Here is a 16,541-nt window from a genome sequence, read left to right as displayed (position 1 = left end):
CGACTAGGGTAGGCAATTCCTGACCGATTGGACAACACCCGGGGCGCCATCAGGGTATACAAAAAGGTCTAATACCTGGATACCGGATGGCCAGGCAGCAGAAGGGGCGCCCGAAGGCGCCCCCTGGAGAGTGGATCACTGGCCGGCCCGGCGGCGGACCGTTCAGGCGGTCTTGCTCTTCTCCTTGTGCGGCTCCTCGCTCGGCTGGGGCAGGGAGGGCAGCGACTTGTCGAGCAGTTCGACGCTCTGCCGGTAGAAGAGCTGGCTCTTCTGGTGCTCGCCCAGGTTGGCATAGAGCCGCGCCAGCTCGGCACAGGCCACCCCGCTGGGCCGCTGGCGCTGGCTCGCCTCGAAGTACTCCTGGGCCTTGCCCCAGTAGGCATTGCGCAGCGACAGGCGCCCCAGGGTCAGCAGCAGGTCCGGGTCGTTGGGCCGCTCCTGCAGCCACTTCTCGGCCACCACCAGCTGCCGGGGAGCATCCACGTCGAGCAGGCCATAGCGCAGCACCAGGCGGCTGTCCCAGTGCTCCTTGAGCGAGTGGCGCAGCAGCCGTTCGGCGATACCCTCCTCCTTGCCCCGCACCAGCGCCTCGGCATAGAGCACGATCAGGTCGGTGTTGGTGCGCAGGTGGTCGGGCATGTCGGCCCAGAGGTTGCGCACCCGCTCGATGTCGCCGGGATTGCGCGCCTCCTGGCCGATCAGCTCGCGATAGGCGCGCAGCTCGAGCTGCTCTCGCTCCTCGCGGGAGATCAGCTGCTGGGCCCCCAGCCGGGGCATCAGGCGGCGCAGGCCATCCCAGTCGCTGACGCTGAGGTAGGCCTGCTTGAGCTGCTTGAGCACCTGGGGGTGGTTGGGCAGGTGGCGGTCCAGGCGGGTGAGGATCGCCAGCGCCTCCTCGTACTGCTGGCGGTCCAGCATCAGCTGGGCCTGCATCATGCCCACCGCGGTGTCGGCCCCTTCGGTGCTCAGGTGGGCCCGCTTGAGCAGGGTATCGGCCTGCTCGTAGCGCCCCTGGTAATGGGCCGCCAGCGCCGCCGAGAGGTAGTTGACCAGCGGCGTGCTGGAGTCGTCGGCCGCCTTGACCAGCGACTTCTCGGCCCGCTTCCAGCGGCCTTCGGCCAGCGCCACCAGGCCGCGTACGGTGCGCTTCATGGCGGTGCGGTTGCGGGCCCGGCTGTTCCACACCTTGAAGCGGCTCACCGGCCGCGTCAGGCGCAACAGCAGCCGCAGGGCGAAGTGCAGCACGATGAAGGCGGCCAGCAGCAGGACCAGGCCGAACCAGAAGGAGGTCTGGACGGAGGTGTCTCCCACCCGCACCAGCCAGTAGCCCGGCACCGACATCATCAGCTGGCCGAACAGCGCCCCGAGCGCCAGGCCCAGGACCACGATCAGGATCAGCTTTCTCATGCGTCATCTCCCTGGCCGTCGTCACGACCCTCGAAGCGCCGCTCGATGAAGGTCGCCAGCGCCTGCTGGGAGCCGCTGATATCGGGAAGCTCCGGGCGGATGCTGCGCTGCTTGAGCTCCTCGAGACGCTCGATCACCGACTGCACGCCGCTGGCCTGGGTATCGTAGTAGCCGCGGATCAGGGTCAGGGCCTTGTCGAGGCTGGCCTCATAGAGCGCCTGCTCCTCCTTGAGCAGCGCCAGCTGGGACTGCTCGAGCACCAGGCGCACGCTCTGGCGCAGGTAGGACTCCTGCTCCGGCGAGATCAGCGCCTCCAGGGCCTGGTCGTGCTGGCGCACGGTGACCAGCTCCTTGAGCTCGCCCCCGAAGCGCGCCAGCTGCTCCTGCCAGCCCCCCGTGGGGGCCTCCTCGAGGGCGGCGGCGTCGGCGGTGATCTCCTCGATCTCCTGGGCCAGCGGCTGGCCGGCGAGCTGCTCCTGCTGGGCGTTGAGCGCCAGGTAGAGCCCGGTGCGGTCGACCCGCGGCACCGAGTCCAGTGCAGCCAGTTCGGAGGCGATCTCGCGGCGCACCGGTACCAGGGCCGGATTGTCGGCCTCGCGCAGCCGCTCGTCGGCGGTGCGCAGCAGGGCAGCGGCGCCCTCGACATCGCGCTCCAGCTGCAGGCGCTGGTTGGCCAGGCGCAGCAGGTAGGCGGCCTCGGCGTGCAGCCAGTCGCGCTCGTCGGTGTCCTGCTCGCGGGAGAGCTCGTCGAGCACCTTGTCCAGGGTCTCGTCGACGCTGCTGCGATAGTCGGCGAACTCGCCGCGCAGCTCAGACAGGGCCGAGTCGAGGGCCGCGTCACGCTCGCTCTCCGCGCTCTCCAGCTGCCCCTGGAGGTCGCCAAGGTCCGACTGGCTGGCCACGTCGCCGGGCAGCGCGGCCAGGCGCTGCTGCTGGGCATCGAGCTTCTGCCAGGCCTGCCAGCCGAACAGCACCACGCCGACGGCGAGCAGGATCACCAGCACCAGGGCGAGGATCCCGGCCTTGCCGCCGCCCTTGCCGCCATCACCACCGGAGCGCCCGGGCGTGGCAGCGGACGCACCGCCCCCCGCCGGGGCGGCCGTACCGCCGCTACCGGCGGCCTTGCCTGACTTGGCCGACTTATCGGCACTGGCCGGCTTATCGGCACTGGCCGACTTATCAGCACTGGCCGACTTATCAGCACTGGCCGACTTATCGGCATTGGCCGGCTTGGCGGGCTTGTCGGCACCGCCGCTGGGGCCAGCGGGCTTGGCACTGGCCGCCTGCGCCTGGCTCGCGGCTGGCTTGTCTGCCGCCGGTTTTTCCGCGGTGCTCTTGTCACCGCCGCTTGCCGGCTTCTCGCCCTGCTCCGGACGGCTGGCGGAGGCGTCGGAAGACGCCTTACCGGCGCCGGCCTCACCGCCGCCTGCAGGCGCCTGCGCGGTATCCGACTTGCCCTGCGCCGCGCCGGCGGCCTGCTTGCCACCGGCCTTGTCGTAGCGACGCGACCGACGCCTGCCGGAAGCGGCCGACTTGCCGGCCTCGCCCCCCGAGCTCGCCGATTCCGCGCCGGAGGGCGCCTGCTGTTCGTCCTGATCGTGTGGTTGCTTGCTCATCTGTCGCTAGCCCTTTTCGAGATCATCATGATCGACATCGGCCTCCTCCGGGGCGCTGCTCCTGGCGACCGCGACCGCCAGGGCGGCAGGCGTGGCACCCGACGCCACGACGGGGAAACGAAACCCCAGCCTGCCGGCCAGTGTAGCCAACCGGGCACTGGAAACGATTAGCGGTTGGTTCAAGGCGGCGTCTGTGCACCATCTTGCCAGATGTTCGAGGATTTCTCCGCTGCTGACCACCAGCGCACGGTAATCGCCGGCGGCGAGCCGCGCCTGCATGGCGGGGTCGGGGTCGAGGAGGCGACGGCGATAGACCGCCAGGCGGGTCACCCGGGCGCCGCGTGCCGCCAGGGTATCGGCGATCAGCCGACGCCCCCCCTCGCCGGCCACCAGCAGCACGCGCCGCTCTTCCAGGGACTGCAGCGAGGCGAGCCGCAGCAGCGCCTCGCTGGTGTCCTCGCCGGCCGAGGGCGAGGGCACGTGGACCCGCACCCCCAGGCGCCGGTGCAGCAGGGCAGCGGTGGAGGCCCCCACGGCATAGTAGTCGATGCCCACCGGCAGCTGCGGCCAGTAGCGCTCCAGCGCCTCGACCAGGCACTCGGCCGCGAAGGGACTCACCACCACCACCTTGTGGAAATGGTCGATGTCCAGCCAGGCGGTCCGCGTCGCCGGGGCCTCCGGCAGCGCCTCGAGGTGCATGACGTCCAGGCGCGAGACGGTAAGACCCCGGGCCTCGATGGCCGCGGCCAGCGGACCGGCCCGCTCGCCCGGCCGGGAGATCAGTACCGGCAGGTCCGCCATCAGCCGGCGCCGTAGACCTCGGCGAGGATCTCGCCGGCGCCCTGGTCGAGCAGCTCCTCGGCGACGCGAATCCCCAGGGCCTCCGGCTCATGCATGGAGCCGCGCCCCTCGGCACGCAGCACCCGGGTCCCTTCCGGGTTGCCCACCAGGGCACGTAGCCACAGGGTCTGGCCATCATCCTCGAACACCGCATGGCCGCCGATGGGCACCTGGCAGCCTCCCTCCAGGCGGGTGTTCATGGCACGCTCGGCGCGCACCCGGGTCGCGGTGCCCGCATCGTCCAGGGGTGTGAGCAGTGACAGCAGCTCGGGGTCATGCAGGCGACACTCGATGCCCAGCGCGCCCTGGCCACAGGCCGGCAGGCAGACCTCGGGGGGCAGCTCCATGGTGATGCGGTCGTCGAGTCCCAGCCGCCGGAGGCCGGAGGTGGCCAGCAGGATGGCGTCGAACTCGCCGGCGTCCAGCTTGCCCAGGCGGGTCTGGACGTTGCCGCGCAGGCTCAGCACCTCGAGGTCGGGGCGTGCCTCGCGCATCTGCAGGCCGCGGCGCAGGCTCGAGGTGCCGATGCGCGCGCCCTCGGGCAGCTCGTCCAGGGAAGCGTAGTGGTTGGAGATGAAGGCATCGGTGGGCTCGGCACCCTCGAGGATCACCGAGAGCCCCAGGCTCTCGGGAAAGTGCATGGGGACGTCCTTCATGGAGTGCACGGCGATGTCGGCGCGGCCGTCGAGCATCGCCTCCTCCAGCTCCTTGACGAAGAGCCCCTTGCCGCCGACCTTGGCCAGCGGCGTGTCGAGGATCTTGTCGCCGCGGGTGGACATGGCCACCAGTTCCACCTTCAGGCCGGGATGGGCGGCCATCAGTCGGTCGCGGACATGCTCGGCCTGCCACATGGCCAGTTGACTCTTGCGGGTGGCGATACGCAGGGTATTGATGGCTTGCACGTGGTTCTCCCGTACCGGGTTGCCTGCCGTTGGCGCGCGTCGTGCCGGCGCCCGGTGATGACATGGATATCCCTCATCATAAAGCACCGCGCGGGGCAGGAAAAATCGCGTCGCCCCGCGGCACCCTTCCGCTGCTGCCCCTCGCCAGCTGCACGGACTCTGGTACACTTTCCGCCATGTCAAGACAGCACCGCCCCGGCGGCGCTGCGGCCGGCCCACCGGCCGTCACCCACCGCAATCGTCTAGCAGGATGTCCAGCCCGATGAGCCCTAGTTCACCGAACCCCGGCACCAACCAGTCCTGGGGCGGCCGCTTCAGCGAGCCCACCGACGCCTTCGTCGAACGCTTCACCGCCTCGGTCGACTTCGACCAGCGCCTCGCCCTCCACGACATCCAGGGTTCCGTCGCCCATGCCACCATGCTGGCCCGGGTCGGGGTGCTGACCGACGAGGAGCGCGACGCCATCATCGAGGGCCTCGGCGAGATCCGCGGCGAGATCGAGTCTGGCACCTTCGAGTGGTCCGTGGCCCTCGAGGACGTGCATATGAACATCGAGGCGCGGCTCACCGACAAGATCGGCATCACCGGCAAGAAGCTGCACACCGGCCGCTCGCGCAACGACCAGGTCGCCACCGACATCCGCCTCTTCCTGCGCGACGAGATCGACGTGGTCGGTGCCGAGCTGGCCCGCCTGCGCGACGGGCTGATCACGCTGGCCGACCGCGAGGCCGACACCATCATGCCCGGCTTCACCCACCTGCAGACCGCCCAACCGGTCACCTTCGGCCACCACCTGCTGGCCTGGCAGGAGATGCTCGCCCGCGACCACGAGCGCCTGCTCGACTGCCGCCGGCGGGTCAACGTGATGCCGCTGGGGGCGGCGGCACTGGCCGGCACCACCTACCCCATCGACCGTCACGTCACCGCCGAGCTGCTGGGCTTCGAGCGCCCCGCCGAGAACAGCCTCGATGCGGTCAGCGATCGCGACTTCGCCATCGAGTTCACGGCCTTCGCCAGCATCCTGCTGATGCACCTGTCGCGCATGAGCGAGGAACTGGTGCTGTGGACCAGTGCCCAGTTCGACTTCATCGACCTGCCCGACCGCTTCTGCACCGGCTCCTCGATCATGCCGCAGAAGAAGAACCCGGACGTGCCGGAACTGGTGCGCGGCAAGACGGGCCGGGTGTATGGCCACCTGGTGGGCCTGCTGACCCTGATGAAGTCCCAGCCGCTGGCCTACAACAAGGACAACCAGGAGGACAAGGAGCCGCTGTTCGACAGCCTGGATACCGTCAAGGGCTGCCTGCGCGCCTTCGCCGACATGGTACCGGCCATCGAGCCGAAGAAGGCCAGCATGGCCGAGGCCGCCCGCCGCGGCTTCTCCACCGCCACCGACCTCGCCGACTACCTGGTGCGCAAGGGCGTGGCCTTCCGCGACGCCCACGAGATCGTCGGCCAGTCCGTGGCCTTCGGGCTGGCCGAGGGCAAGGACCTCTCCGAGATGTCCCTCGAGGAGCTCAAGCAGTTCTCCGACACCATCGAGGCGGATGTCTTCGAGGTGCTGACCCTGGAGGGCTCGGTGGCCGCCCGCAACCATATCGGCGGCACCGCCCCGGACCAGGTACGCGCCGCGGCCCAGCGGGCCCGAGACGCCCTGGCGGCGCTGACGGGCCAGGCATGATGCATCGCCTCGCCCCCCTGATCCTGACCCTGGGCGTGGCCGTGGGCCTGGCCGGTTGCGGCCAGAAGGGGCCGCTCTACCTGCCCGGCGACGAGGCGGCCGCCGAGCGCTATGACCCCGCCGGCCAGCAGGAGGCGTCGGACGAGGACGCGGCCCGGCAGGACGACGACACCGATTCCCAAGAGAAGCGCTGATTTATGTCGCGAGCGAAAGATAGGCTGATCGCCGCCGGAGCACAGCAACCGGAGTTGACTGGCTGCTCAATGAGGATTGCGACGGCCCGACGCCTCGGCACCGCCGGCGGCCAGGATATCGAGCGCAGCAATAAATCAACGTTTCTCCGAGGCGAGAGCTAGCATGGATCACTTCGAATACCGCGACGGCGTCCTCTACGGCGAGGACGTGCCGCTCACCCGCATCGCCGACGAGGTCGGCACGCCCTGCTACGTCTACTCCCGGGCGACCCTGGCGCGCCACTTCCGCGCCTACACCGAGGCGCTGGGCGGCCACCCGCACCTGATCTGCTATGCGGTGAAGGCCAACTCCAACCTGGCGGTGCTGGGGCTGCTGGCCCGCCTCGGCGCCGGCTTCGACATCGTCTCCGTGGGCGAGCTGGAACGGGTGCTGGCCGCCGGCGGCGACCCGGCCCGGGTCGTCTTCTCCGGCGTGGCCAAGCAGGAGGCCGAGATGGCCCGGGCGCTGGAGGTGGGCATCAAGTGCTTCAACGTCGAGTCGCGCCCGGAGCTCGAGCGCCTCGACGCCGTGGCCGGGCGGCTCGGCAAGGTGGCCCCGGTGTCGCTGCGGGTCAACCCGGACGTCGACGCCGGCACCCACCCCTACATCTCCACCGGGCTCAAGGACAACAAGTTCGGCATCCCGGTGGACGAGGCGCTGGCCGTCTACGAGCTGGCCGCCACGCTGCCCAACGTTCGCGTCACTGGCCTGGACTGCCATATCGGCTCCCAGCTCACCGAGCTCTCGCCCTTCCTCGACGCCCTGGACCGGCTGCTGCTGCTGCTCGAGCGTCTGCGCGAGCGCGGCATCGAGGTGGAACATCTCGACCTGGGCGGCGGCCTCGGCGTGCCCTACCGGGATGAGCACCCGCCGGCGCCCTTCGACTACGCCACTGCCCTGCTCGAGCGGCTGTCGAAATGGCCGGGCAGCGAGCGCCTGACCCTGCTCTTCGAACCGGGTCGCTCCATCGCCGCCAATGCCGGGGTGCTGCTGACCCGGGTGGAGTTCCTCAAGCCCGGCGAGACCAAGAACTTCGCCATCGTCGACGCGGCCATGAATGACCTCATCCGCCCCGCCCTCTACCAGGCCTGGCAGGCGATCATTCCCGTCGACACCCGCCACCCGCGGGAGAGCGCCGTCTATGACGTGGTCGGCCCGGTCTGCGAGACCGGCGACTTCCTGGGCAAGGATCGCGCCCTCGCCATCGCCGCCGGCGACCTGCTGGCGGTACGCTCCGCCGGTGCCTACGGCTTCGCGATGGCCTCCAACTACAACAGCCGCCCGCGCCCCCCCGAGGTGATGGTCGACGGCGAGACCGCCCACCTGGTGCGCCGCCGCGAACGCCTGGAAGACCTCTGGGCAGGCGAGTCGCTGCTGCCCGATGATGCGGGGGAGGCGCGCTGATGCTGCTGCACTTCACCAAGATGCAGGGGCTGGGCAACGACTTCATGGTGGTCGACCTGGTCACCCAGCGGGCACGCCTGGCCGACGACCAGATCCGCCAGCTGGCCGACCGCCGCTTCGGCATCGGCTTCGACCAGCTGCTGGTCGTGGAGCCGCCGCGGGACCCGGAGATGGACTTCCGCTACCGGATCTACAACGCCGACGGCAGCGAGGTGGAGAACTGCGGCAACGGTGCCCGCTGCTTCGCCCGCTTTGTGCGCGACCAGCGCCTGACCCACAAGCGCGAGATCCATGTCGAGACCGCCGGCGGCCCGCTGACCCTGCTGGTCGAGGACGACGGTCGGGTCCGCGTCGACATGGGCGCGCCACGCTTCGCCCCCGGGGCGCTGCCCTTCGACGCCGCCGAGGACCGCCCGCTGCATCCACTGGAGGTGGACGGCGAGCACCTCGAGGTCGGCGTGGTCTCGATGGGCAATCCCCATGCGGTGCTGCGCGTCGACGACGTCGACACGGCCCCCGTCGAGCGCCTGGGACCGGCCCTCGAGGCCCATCCGCGCTTCCCGCGGCGGGTCAACGTGGGCTTCATGCAGGTCATCTCCGCCCATGAGATACGCTTGAGGGTATACGAACGCGGCAGCGGCGAGACCCTGGCCTGCGGCACCGGCGCCTGCGCCGCGGTGGCCAGCGGTATCCGCCAGGGGCTGCTGGAGAGCCCGGTCACCGTGCACCTGCGCGGCGGCGACCTGGACATCGAGTGGGCCGGCGGCGACGCCTCCCTGATCATGACCGGTCCCGCCGAGCGCGCCTTCGACGGCCGCGTCGTCCTGAACTGAGCCGCCCCGCCACCAGAGGAGAAGCTGCATGACCCGAGCCGCCCCCGACCCGCGCAAGACCCTCGACCCCGACCGGGTGGCCCAGTGGCTGGCCTGTCACCCGGACTTCTTCGTCGGTCGCGAGGGCCTGCTGCAGCAGCTCAAGGTGCCGCACCCCGAGGCCCGCGGCGCCACCTCGCTGCTCGAGCGGCTGGTCCACGACCTGCGCTCACGCGCCGAGCAGGCCGAATGGCGCCTGGAGCAGCTGCTGGAGTCGGCTCGCCATAACGAGGGCCAGTATCGCCGCACCCGCGAGCTGGTGCTGGCACTGCTCGAGGCCGAGGACAACGACGCCCTGGGCCAGGCGCTGGCCACCCAGCTCGCCGAGCGCTTCCATACCCCGGCGGTGGCGCTGTGGTGCCCGGCCAGCCTCACCGATGCCGAGCCCCGGCCGCCCCAGGCCCCACGCCAGGTCCTCGACGACCATGCCGGCCAGCGCCTGGCCGCCCTGCTCGACGGCCGCACCAGCCGCTGCACGCGCCTGACGCCGACCGACTGGAAGCGCCTGCTGCCCCATGTGCCGGCACCCGACAAGGCCGGCTCCTGCGCCCTGTCACGGCTGACCCTGGGCGAGCCGCTGGGCTACCTGGTGCTGGCGAGCCCCGACCCGGACCACTTCCGCGCCAGCATGGATACCCTGTTCACCGAATACGTGGGCGAGGTGGTGGCACGACTGCTGGTGCGCCTGGCCCCGGCCTCGCCGTGACCGACCGACTGCTGGACCACGAGGTCGACACCTTCCTGGCCGGGCTGGCTCGCACCGCCAGCCCGGCCACCGTCAGTGCCTACCGACGTGACCTGGCAGCCCTGGTGACCTTCCTCGAGGCCGAGGCCATCGCCGACTGGTCAGCGCTGGATGCCGCCCTGCTGCGCCGCTTCCTGGGCAGCGAGCGCATGCGGGGCCAGGCCCCTCGCAGCCTGGCCCGGCGACGCGCGGCCATCTCGGGCTTCGCCCGGCACCTGGTGCAGGCCGGCCGGCTGCGCCACAACCCGGTCCCCCTGGTGCGCACGCCGCGCCAGCCCCGGCACCTGCCGCACCCCCTGGACGTGGACCAGCTGGCCCGCTTTCTCGACACGCCCCACGACGACTCGCCCCTGGCCCGGCGCGACCAGGCGATGCTGGAGCTCTTCTACTCGAGCGGCCTGCGCCTGGCCGAGCTGGCGGCGCTGGACCTCGGCGACCTCCAGCCGCAGCGGGTGCGGGTGCTGGGCAAGGGCGGCAAGCCCCGCCAGGTACCGGTGGGTCGGCGGGCGCGCCAGGCCCTGGACGCCTGGCAGGCGGTGCGCGGCCAGCTGGCCGACCGCGACACGCCGGCGCTGTTCGTCGGTGTCCGCGGGGCCCGGCTGGGCCATCGCGCCATCCAGAAGCGGCTGGCCGAGCTGGCCAGGGCCAGGGGGCTGGCCGAGCACCTCCATCCGCACCGGCTGCGCCACTCCTTCGCCAGCCACCTGCTGGAGTCGAGTCAGGACCTGCGGGCCGTGCAGGAGCTGCTGGGGCATGCGGACCTCGCCACCACCCAGGTCTATACCCGGCTCGACTGGCAGCACCTGGCGGCGAGCTACGACGCGGCCCACCCCCGGGCACGCCGCCACCCCGACGATGGCGGGGAGCCGTCATGACCCTGCAGGCGATCACCTTTGACCTCGACGACACCCTGTGGGACAACCGCGGCGTGATGGCGCGCACCGAGACCGGCCACTACGCCTGGCTCGACGAGCGCCTGGCCGCCTGGCTGGCCCACCGCGGCGAGACGCATCTCGGCCGCTTCGCCGAGCGTTTCCCCCTGGAAGCCTACCAGGCCGGTCGCCGCGAGCTCGCCGAGCGATACCCGCTGCGTCGCGGCGACTTCAGCTGGCTGCGCGAGCGCGCCCTCGTCGCGCTGCTGGAGGAATTCGGGCTGCCGCGCAGCGCCGCCTGGCTGTGGGCCGCCGCGACCATGGCGCGCTTCCATGAACTGCGCCTCGCGGTCTCGCCCCACCCCGAGGTGGAGCCGCTGCTCACCGAGCTCGGTGGCCGCTACCGGCTGGGGGCCATCACCAACGGCAACCTGGCGGTGCACCGCCTGGCGCTGCACCGCCACTTCGGGGTGGCCATCGCCGCCGGCGAGATCCAGGCGCCCAAGCCGGACGCCCGCCCCTTCCTCGCCGCCCTGGCACGGCTCGCCACGTCACCCTCCCGGGCGCTGCATGTGGGGGATTCCTGGCAGGAGGATGTGCTCCCGGCCCTGCGCCTTGGCATGCGTGCGGCCTGGATCGCCCCCGACACGCCCCATGCCGGCGAGCTCCCCGCGGGGGCATACCGCCTTGGCCACGTGCGAGAGCTGCCGGCGTTGATCGAACGCCTGGAGCGCAAGGGCTAGCGCCCTACGGGGTCAACCCTGCTCGGGCTCCAGCAGCCAGGCGTCGAGGCGCTCGTGCACCTCCTCGATGCCCTGCTTCTTGAGAGCGGAGAAGAGCTGGATGCTCACCAGGTCCTCCCACTCGCGCAGCCGCGAGCGCACCTGCTGCAGGGCGCTCTTGGCCGCGCCGCTCTTGAGCTTGTCGGCCTTGGTCAGCAGGATGTGCACCGGCATGTTCGCCTCGTCGGCCCAGCCGAGCAGGGTCTGGTCGAACTCCGTCAGCGGGTGGCGCACGTCCATCACCAGCACCAGCCCGCGCAGCGAGCCGCGGCGGCGCAGGTAGTCGGAGAGGTGGCGCTGCCACTCCAGCTTGACCTGCTCGGGCACCTTGGCGTAGCCGTAGCCGGGCAGGTCGACCAGCCGGTGGCCGCTGTCCTCGCCCAGCGTGAAGAAGTTGATCAGCTGGGTGCGCCCCGGGGTCTTGGAGGTACGGGCCAGCGCCTTCTGCCGCGTCAAGGCATTGATGGCGCTGGACTTTCCGGCGTTGGAGCGACCGGCGAAGGCCACCTCGGCCCCGTCGTCGGGCGGGCACTTGGCCAGGGTCGGGGCACTGGTGAGGAAACGGGAGGCCTGGTAGTTGAGTCGCGACATGGCGGGAAAATCCTGACGTTGATCAAGGGCACCACGGCTTGCATTCCCGCGGCTCGGGTGTTCCGTTATAATGCAGTGTCTTTGTCTGCGACCCGGGGCGCGCCAGTATACCACCGTGCTCCGGCCGTCAGCGACCGACCTCAGGGCGTCGGCGACGACCGGCCAGAGGGCACCCGGCCTCGAGGATCGGGCGGCACCCGGGGTACGTACCGGCCAACAACGTAACGGGATAGTGGAACAGCGATGAGAAAGCTACTGGCAAGCCTGGCAATCACCGTGGGCGCCGTCGGCGTGGCCCATGCAGACCTTCAAGCGGATGCCGATGCCGCGGCGGGCAAGGAGAAGGCACAGGCCTGTGCCGCCTGCCATGGCCAGCAGGGCATCAGCCCGTCCGGCGCCTTTCCCAACCTGGCCGGCCAGCAGGCTTCCTACCTGGCCAAGCAGATCATGGACATCCGTGACGGCAACCGCGAGGTCGCCCAGATGGCCGGCCAGGTGGACAACTTCTCCGACCAGGATGCCTGGGACGTCGCCGTCTACTTCGCCGACATGGAGCCCGCGCTGGGCCAGGTTGAGGCCGACGAGGCGCTGATCGAACGTGGCCGCGAGCTCTATCGCGCCGGCGACATGGCCAAGGGTGTTCCCGCCTGTGCCGCCTGCCACACGCCCACCGGCGAAGGCATCGGCAGCGCCGTCTATCCGGCACTCTCCGGCCAGCACCCCGATTACACCCTGAGCACCCTGCAGGACTTCGCCTCCGGCGCGCGGAACAACGACCCGGCCAACATCATGGGCGACATCGCCTCCAAGATGAGCGATCGCGATATGGAAGCCGTGGCCAACTACGTGCTCGGCCTGCACTGAGGCCGACCCGGCGCACGTTGCGCTGACTCCCCGAGGGCGGCCATTGGCCGCCCTCGGCGTCTGCGAGGGAACCCCACTCCCGCTCGGGACTCAAAGCCAGCGTCATGCCACCCCTCGGCACCTGGATCACGACTCACTCAAGGAGACCCCCATGCTCAAGCCCCTGATGCTCGTCCTTGCCGGCCTCGCCCTGCCGGGCCTGGCCACCGCCCAGTCCCTCGTCGAGGGGGAGCACTATGAGGTGCTCGACAACCCGGTGGAGACCCAGGTCGAGGACGGGCGCATCGAGGTGACCGAGGCCTTCTGGTACGGCTGCCCGCACTGCTACAACCTGGAGGAGCCGCTCAACGCCTGGGTGGCCGAGCAGCCCGAGGATGTCGCCTTCCAGCGCATGCCGGCCACCATGGGCGGCGACTGGAACACCCATGCCTTCGCCTTCTATGCGGCCCAGGAGCTGGAGATCCTCGACGACCTGCATGACGACTTCTTCCACGCCATCCACGAGGAAGGGCGCAGCCTGACCGATCCCGATGCCATCGCCGAGTTCTTCAGCGACTACGGCGTCAGCGAGGAGGAGGCCAAGAAGGCGCTGGGCTCCTTTGCCGTCAAGGGCAAGGTGAACCAGGCCCATGCCCGCATGCGCCAGATGCAGCTGATGGGCGTGCCGGCGCTGATCGTCGATGGCCGCTACCTGGTCTCGCCGAGCTCGGCCGGCAGCCTCGACAACATGCCGCAGGTCGCTGGCGCGCTGGTCGAGCGGGTCCGCGAGGAACAGGCAGACTGAGATGTCCCACCTGGCCGAGGCAAGGACGCCGCTCCTCGAGGGCGGCCACCTCAAGTTGCTCACCTTCAACCTGCAGGTGGGCATCCAGACGTCGGCCTACCACCACTACCTGACGCGCAGCTGGCAGCACCTGCTGCCGCACCCGAACCGGCTGCGGCGCCTCGACATGATCGGCGAGGTGCTCGGCCGCTTCGACATCGTCGGCCTCCAGGAGGCCGACGGGGGAAGCTTCCGCTCGAGCCAGGTCAACCAGGTGGAGTACCTGGCCAGCCACGCCGGCTTTCCCCACCACTTCCAGCAGCTCAACCGCAACCTGGGCCGCATAGCCCAGCACAGCAACGGGCTGCTCTCGCGACTGCCCCCGGCCCGCATCGAGGAGTACCGCCTGCCCGGCACCCTGCCCGGGCGCGGCGCCATCCATGCCCGCTATGGCGAGGGGCCCGATGCCCTGCACCTGTTCGTCGCCCACCTGGCGCTGAGCCACCGTGGCCGGGTACGCCAGCTCGACTACCTCAGCGAGATCATCAAGCCGCTGCGTCACGTGGTGGTGATGGGGGATCTCAACTGCACCCCCGAACAGCTCCACGGTCACGCGCGCTTCTGTGCCTCGCTGCCGCTGCACCCGGTGCGCCCGCCGCTGAGCTATCCCTCCTGGCAGCCCCGCCGGGCGCTGGACCACATCCTGCTGTCGGAGTCCCTTCAGGCCGACGAGGTGCGGGTCCTCGACCACCTCTTCTCGGACCACCTGCCCATCGCCGTGGACGTGCGGCTGCCCGAGGCCTGCCTGGAAGCCTGCCTGGCCACCACCCGAGGCGAGGCCCGGCGGCGGCGGCGGCGGCGCTGACGGCCGCCGCGCGGGCACCGTATAGTCAACGTTGGACCGAATGGCTGCTGCCGGGGCGCCGGTGTGCGACCATGGTGGCCTGACCCGACGCGACGACCGAACAGCGAGACCCACACCCATGGCCCAATCCCGTGAGCTGCCAGGCGTCCTTGCCTGGCTCGACCGTGCCTCGGAATGGCTCGGCAGGAGCCTCTCCTGGCTTGTCCTGGCGATGATGCTCATCCAGTTCCTGATCGTGGTGCTGCGCTACGCCTTCAGCTTCAACAGCATTCCCATGCAGGAATCGGTGATGTACATGCACGCCGTGGTGTTCATGCTGGCCGCGGCCTGGACCCTCAAGCACGACGGCCATGTCCGCGTGGACATCTTCTATCGCGCCATGACGCCCAAGCGCAAGGCGCTGGTCGACCTCTGCGGCACCCTCTTCCTGCTGCTGCCGGTGATGGTCTTCGTGATCCTGTCGAGCACGGGCTATGTGAGCAAGTCGTGGCGCATCCTCGAGGGCTCGCCCGATTCCGGCGGCATCCCCGGGGTCTTCCTGCTCAAGACGCTGATCCCGCTCTTCGCCGGGCTGATGATCCTCCAGGCGCTGGTCGAGGCGAGCCGCCACTTCCTGGTCCTCACCGGGCGCATGGATCCCCCCGCCGATGACCCCGACCACGCCGAGGAGCGCCTGTGATGCTGGAGTTCATGCCCCTGGTGCTCTTCCTCGTCATCTGCCTGGTGCTGATGGCCGGCTATCCCGTCGCCCTGTCGCTGGCCGGCACCGCGCTGGCCTTCGCCGGCCTCGGCCTGGGCCTCGAGTCGCTGGGCATCGATGCCCACTTCGATGCCGGCTACCTGGGCGCCTTCCCCAACCGCCTCTACGGCATCATGACCAACCAGACGCTGCTGGCGGTGCCACTGTTCGTGCTGATGGGCGTGCTGCTGGAGAAATCGAAGGTCGCCGAGACCCTGCTCGAGGCCATGGCGCTGCTGTTCGGTTCCCTGCGCGGGGGCCTGGGCATCTCGGTGACCCTGGTGGGCATGCTGCTGGCGGCGTCCACCGGCATCGTCGGTGCCACTGTGGTCACCATGGGCCTGATGTCGCTGCCGACCATGCTCAAGCGCGGCTACAGCATGCCGCTGGCCACCGGCACCATCTGCGCCACGGGAACCCTGGGCCAGATCATCCCGCCCTCCATCGCCCTGGTGCTGCTGGGCGACGTGCTCTCCTCGGCCTACCAGCAGGCCCAGCTCTCCATGGGCATCTTCAGCCCCAAGACGGTCTCGGTGGGCGACCTGTTCATGGGCGCGCTGATCCCCGGCCTGGTGCTGGTGGTGTTCTACATCGTCTATGTCGCCCTGATCGCCTGGTGGAAGCCCAGCGCCGCGCCGGCCGTCGACCGCCGCGAGCTGATGGAGGAACTCGGCCACGAGGGCGGCCTCGGCCTGCTGCTGCTCAAGGGGCTGGTGCCACCCATCGTGCTGATCGTGGTGGTGCTGGGCTCGATCCTCGGCGGCTTCGCGACCCCCACCGAGGCCTCGGCCGTGGGCGCCTTCGGGGCGCTGATGCTGGCCCTGGCCTATCGCCGACTGGACCTGCAGACCCTCAAGGAGGTGCTGCGCTCGACGACCCATGTCACCACCATGGTGTTCATGATCCTGATCGGTGCCGCGCTCTTCTCGCTGGTATTCCGCGCCTATGGCGGCGAGGAGCTGGTCACCGACCTGTTCGAGAACATGCCCGGCGGCGTGGTGGGCGCGACGCTCATCGTGATGCTGGTGATCTTTCTGCTCGGCTTCATCCTCGACTTCATCGAGATCACCTTCGTGGTGGTGCCGATCGTCGGGCCGATCCTGCTGGCGATGGGGCTCGACCCCATCTGGCTGGGCATCATGATCGCCATCAACCTGCAGACCTCCTTCCTGACGCCGCCCTTCGGCTTCGCGCTCTTCTACCTGCGTGGCGTGGCCCCGGACTCGGTGCCCACTTCGGCGATCTACAAGGGGGTGATCCCGTTCATCGGGCTGCAGCTCTGCATGCTGCTGGCCCTGGCCTGGTTCCCGGAGCTGGCCACCTGGCTACCGGATCAGTTCTGACCAGCCGACAGAACAAGCGGA

General features: G+C 70.1%; 17 protein-coding genes. 12 read left to right on the top strand and 5 right to left on the bottom strand.

Features of this window, described 5'->3' with window-relative positions; all coding sequences use genetic code 11:
- Positions 1-162: 162 nt before the first annotated feature.
- Genes P8934_RS00605 through hemC form a run of 4 tightly spaced genes read right to left on the bottom strand, consistent with a single transcriptional unit; the run spans position 163 to position 4,765 of the window.
- Entirely contained in the window at positions 163-1,407 is a 1,245-nt protein-coding gene (locus tag P8934_RS00605; protein ID WP_278032453.1) for a heme biosynthesis HemY N-terminal domain-containing protein, read from the bottom strand.
- Positions 1,404-3,023 (bottom strand): uroporphyrinogen-III C-methyltransferase, encoded by a 1,620-nt coding sequence (locus P8934_RS00600; protein ID WP_278032452.1) that lies wholly within the window; start codon positions 3,021-3,023, stop codon positions 1,404-1,406. The genes P8934_RS00605 and P8934_RS00600 overlap by 4 nt, the downstream gene beginning before the upstream one ends.
- A gap of 6 nt (positions 3,024-3,029) precedes the next feature.
- Positions 3,030-3,824, bottom strand: coding sequence for a uroporphyrinogen-III synthase (locus P8934_RS00595; RefSeq protein ID WP_278032451.1), 795 nt, complete (start codon positions 3,822-3,824; stop codon positions 3,030-3,032).
- On the bottom strand, positions 3,824-4,765 hold the full coding sequence (gene hemC, locus P8934_RS00590) for a hydroxymethylbilane synthase (protein WP_278032450.1): 942 nt from the start codon (positions 4,763-4,765) through the stop codon (positions 3,824-3,826). The genes P8934_RS00595 and hemC overlap by 1 nt, the downstream gene beginning before the upstream one ends.
- A 262-nt stretch (positions 4,766-5,027) precedes the next feature.
- On the opposite strand from hemC, the gene argH reads away from it, so the two are divergent.
- The 7 genes from argH to P8934_RS00555 all read left to right on the top strand — a co-directional run bounded on the left by argH (position 5,028) and on the right by P8934_RS00555 (position 11,316).
- Entirely contained in the window at positions 5,028-6,446 is a 1,419-nt protein-coding gene (gene argH, locus P8934_RS00585) for an argininosuccinate lyase (RefSeq protein WP_278032449.1), read from the top strand.
- Entirely contained in the window at positions 6,443-6,640 is a 198-nt protein-coding gene (locus tag P8934_RS00580) for a lipoprotein (RefSeq protein ID WP_278032448.1), read from the top strand. Before argH ends, P8934_RS00580 begins: the two co-directional genes overlap by 4 nt.
- 163 nt (positions 6,641-6,803) lie before the next feature.
- Positions 6,804-8,084: a diaminopimelate decarboxylase gene (gene lysA, locus P8934_RS00575; protein WP_278032447.1), complete on the top strand. Its 1,281-nt coding sequence runs from the start codon at positions 6,804-6,806 to the stop codon at positions 8,082-8,084.
- Positions 8,084-8,917 (top strand): diaminopimelate epimerase, encoded by an 834-nt coding sequence (gene dapF, locus P8934_RS00570; protein WP_278032446.1) that lies wholly within the window; start codon positions 8,084-8,086, stop codon positions 8,915-8,917. The genes lysA and dapF overlap by 1 nt, the downstream gene beginning before the upstream one ends.
- Before the next feature lie 28 nt (positions 8,918-8,945).
- Positions 8,946-9,662, top strand: coding sequence for a DUF484 family protein (locus tag P8934_RS00565; protein WP_133636788.1), 717 nt, complete (start codon positions 8,946-8,948; stop codon positions 9,660-9,662).
- Positions 9,663-9,673: 11 nt separating this feature from the next.
- On the top strand, positions 9,674-10,576 hold the full coding sequence (locus P8934_RS00560; protein ID WP_278033977.1) for a tyrosine recombinase XerC: 903 nt from the start codon (positions 9,674-9,676) through the stop codon (positions 10,574-10,576).
- Positions 10,573-11,316 (top strand): HAD family hydrolase, encoded by a 744-nt coding sequence (locus P8934_RS00555; protein WP_278032445.1) that lies wholly within the window; start codon positions 10,573-10,575, stop codon positions 11,314-11,316. Before P8934_RS00560 ends, P8934_RS00555 begins: the two co-directional genes overlap by 4 nt.
- A 12-nt stretch (positions 11,317-11,328) precedes the next feature.
- Here P8934_RS00555 and yihA read toward each other — a convergent pair whose 3' ends face one another.
- The gene (yihA, locus tag P8934_RS00550; RefSeq protein ID WP_278032444.1) at positions 11,329-11,946 is read right to left on the bottom strand and encodes a ribosome biogenesis GTP-binding protein YihA/YsxC; all 618 of its coding nucleotides are present in this window, start codon (positions 11,944-11,946) and stop codon (positions 11,329-11,331) included.
- A 243-nt stretch (positions 11,947-12,189) separates the two neighbouring features.
- Here yihA and P8934_RS00545 point away from each other — a divergent pair, with 243 nt between their 5' ends.
- The 5 genes from P8934_RS00545 to P8934_RS00525 all read left to right on the top strand — a co-directional run bounded on the left by P8934_RS00545 (position 12,190) and on the right by P8934_RS00525 (position 16,520).
- A complete protein-coding gene (locus tag P8934_RS00545; protein WP_278032443.1) occupies positions 12,190-12,810 on the top strand; it encodes a c-type cytochrome in 621 nt (206 codons plus the stop codon).
- Between the two features lie 151 nt (positions 12,811-12,961).
- Positions 12,962-13,594: a thiol:disulfide interchange protein DsbA/DsbL gene (locus tag P8934_RS00540; protein WP_278032442.1), complete on the top strand. Its 633-nt coding sequence runs from the start codon at positions 12,962-12,964 to the stop codon at positions 13,592-13,594.
- A gap of 1 nt (position 13,595) precedes the next feature.
- Positions 13,596-14,438 carry an endonuclease/exonuclease/phosphatase family protein gene (locus P8934_RS00535; protein ID WP_278032441.1) on the top strand — a complete coding sequence of 281 codons (843 nt, stop codon included), beginning with the start codon at positions 13,596-13,598 and terminating at the stop codon, positions 14,436-14,438.
- A 118-nt stretch (positions 14,439-14,556) separates the two neighbouring features.
- A complete protein-coding gene (locus P8934_RS00530; protein WP_278032440.1) occupies positions 14,557-15,117 on the top strand; it encodes a TRAP transporter small permease subunit in 561 nt (186 codons plus the stop codon).
- Positions 15,117-16,520 (top strand): TRAP transporter large permease subunit, encoded by a 1,404-nt coding sequence (locus P8934_RS00525; RefSeq protein WP_278032439.1) that lies wholly within the window; start codon positions 15,117-15,119, stop codon positions 16,518-16,520. The genes P8934_RS00530 and P8934_RS00525 overlap by 1 nt, the downstream gene beginning before the upstream one ends.
- Positions 16,521-16,541 lie beyond the last annotated feature (21 nt).

Source organism: Halomonas sp. CKK8 (genome assembly GCF_029625235.1).
GTDB lineage: Bacteria > Pseudomonadota > Gammaproteobacteria > Pseudomonadales > Halomonadaceae > Halomonas > Halomonas ventosae.
The sequence above is the reverse complement of the archived record's forward strand: the minus strand, read 5'-3'. Positions and strand labels throughout refer to the sequence as shown.

Coding starts and splice junctions, on each gene's coding strand:
- P8934_RS00555 (WP_278032445.1), top strand. CDS start 10,573: ATGACCCTGCAGGCGATCACCTTTGACCTCGACGACACCCTGTGGGAC.
- P8934_RS00545 (WP_278032443.1), top strand. CDS start 12,190: ATGAGAAAGCTACTGGCAAGCCTGGCAATCACCGTGGGCGCCGTCGGC.
- P8934_RS00605 (WP_278032453.1), bottom strand. CDS start 1,407: ATGAGAAAGCTGATCCTGATCGTGGTCCTGGGCCTGGCGCTCGGGGCG.
- P8934_RS00535 (WP_278032441.1), top strand. CDS start 13,596: ATGTCCCACCTGGCCGAGGCAAGGACGCCGCTCCTCGAGGGCGGCCAC.
- P8934_RS00530 (WP_278032440.1), top strand. CDS start 14,557: ATGGCCCAATCCCGTGAGCTGCCAGGCGTCCTTGCCTGGCTCGACCGT.
- P8934_RS00595 (WP_278032451.1), bottom strand. CDS start 3,824: ATGGCGGACCTGCCGGTACTGATCTCCCGGCCGGGCGAGCGGGCCGGT.
- P8934_RS00600 (WP_278032452.1), bottom strand. CDS start 3,023: ATGAGCAAGCAACCACACGATCAGGACGAACAGCAGGCGCCCTCCGGC.
- P8934_RS00580 (WP_278032448.1), top strand. CDS start 6,443: ATGATGCATCGCCTCGCCCCCCTGATCCTGACCCTGGGCGTGGCCGTG.
- P8934_RS00525 (WP_278032439.1), top strand. CDS start 15,117: ATGCTGGAGTTCATGCCCCTGGTGCTCTTCCTCGTCATCTGCCTGGTG.
- dapF (WP_278032446.1), top strand. CDS start 8,084: ATGCTGCTGCACTTCACCAAGATGCAGGGGCTGGGCAACGACTTCATG.
- P8934_RS00540 (WP_278032442.1), top strand. CDS start 12,962: ATGCTCAAGCCCCTGATGCTCGTCCTTGCCGGCCTCGCCCTGCCGGGC.
- P8934_RS00565 (WP_133636788.1), top strand. CDS start 8,946: ATGACCCGAGCCGCCCCCGACCCGCGCAAGACCCTCGACCCCGACCGG.
- argH (WP_278032449.1), top strand. CDS start 5,028: ATGAGCCCTAGTTCACCGAACCCCGGCACCAACCAGTCCTGGGGCGGC.
- yihA (WP_278032444.1), bottom strand. CDS start 11,946: ATGTCGCGACTCAACTACCAGGCCTCCCGTTTCCTCACCAGTGCCCCG.
- lysA (WP_278032447.1), top strand. CDS start 6,804: ATGGATCACTTCGAATACCGCGACGGCGTCCTCTACGGCGAGGACGTG.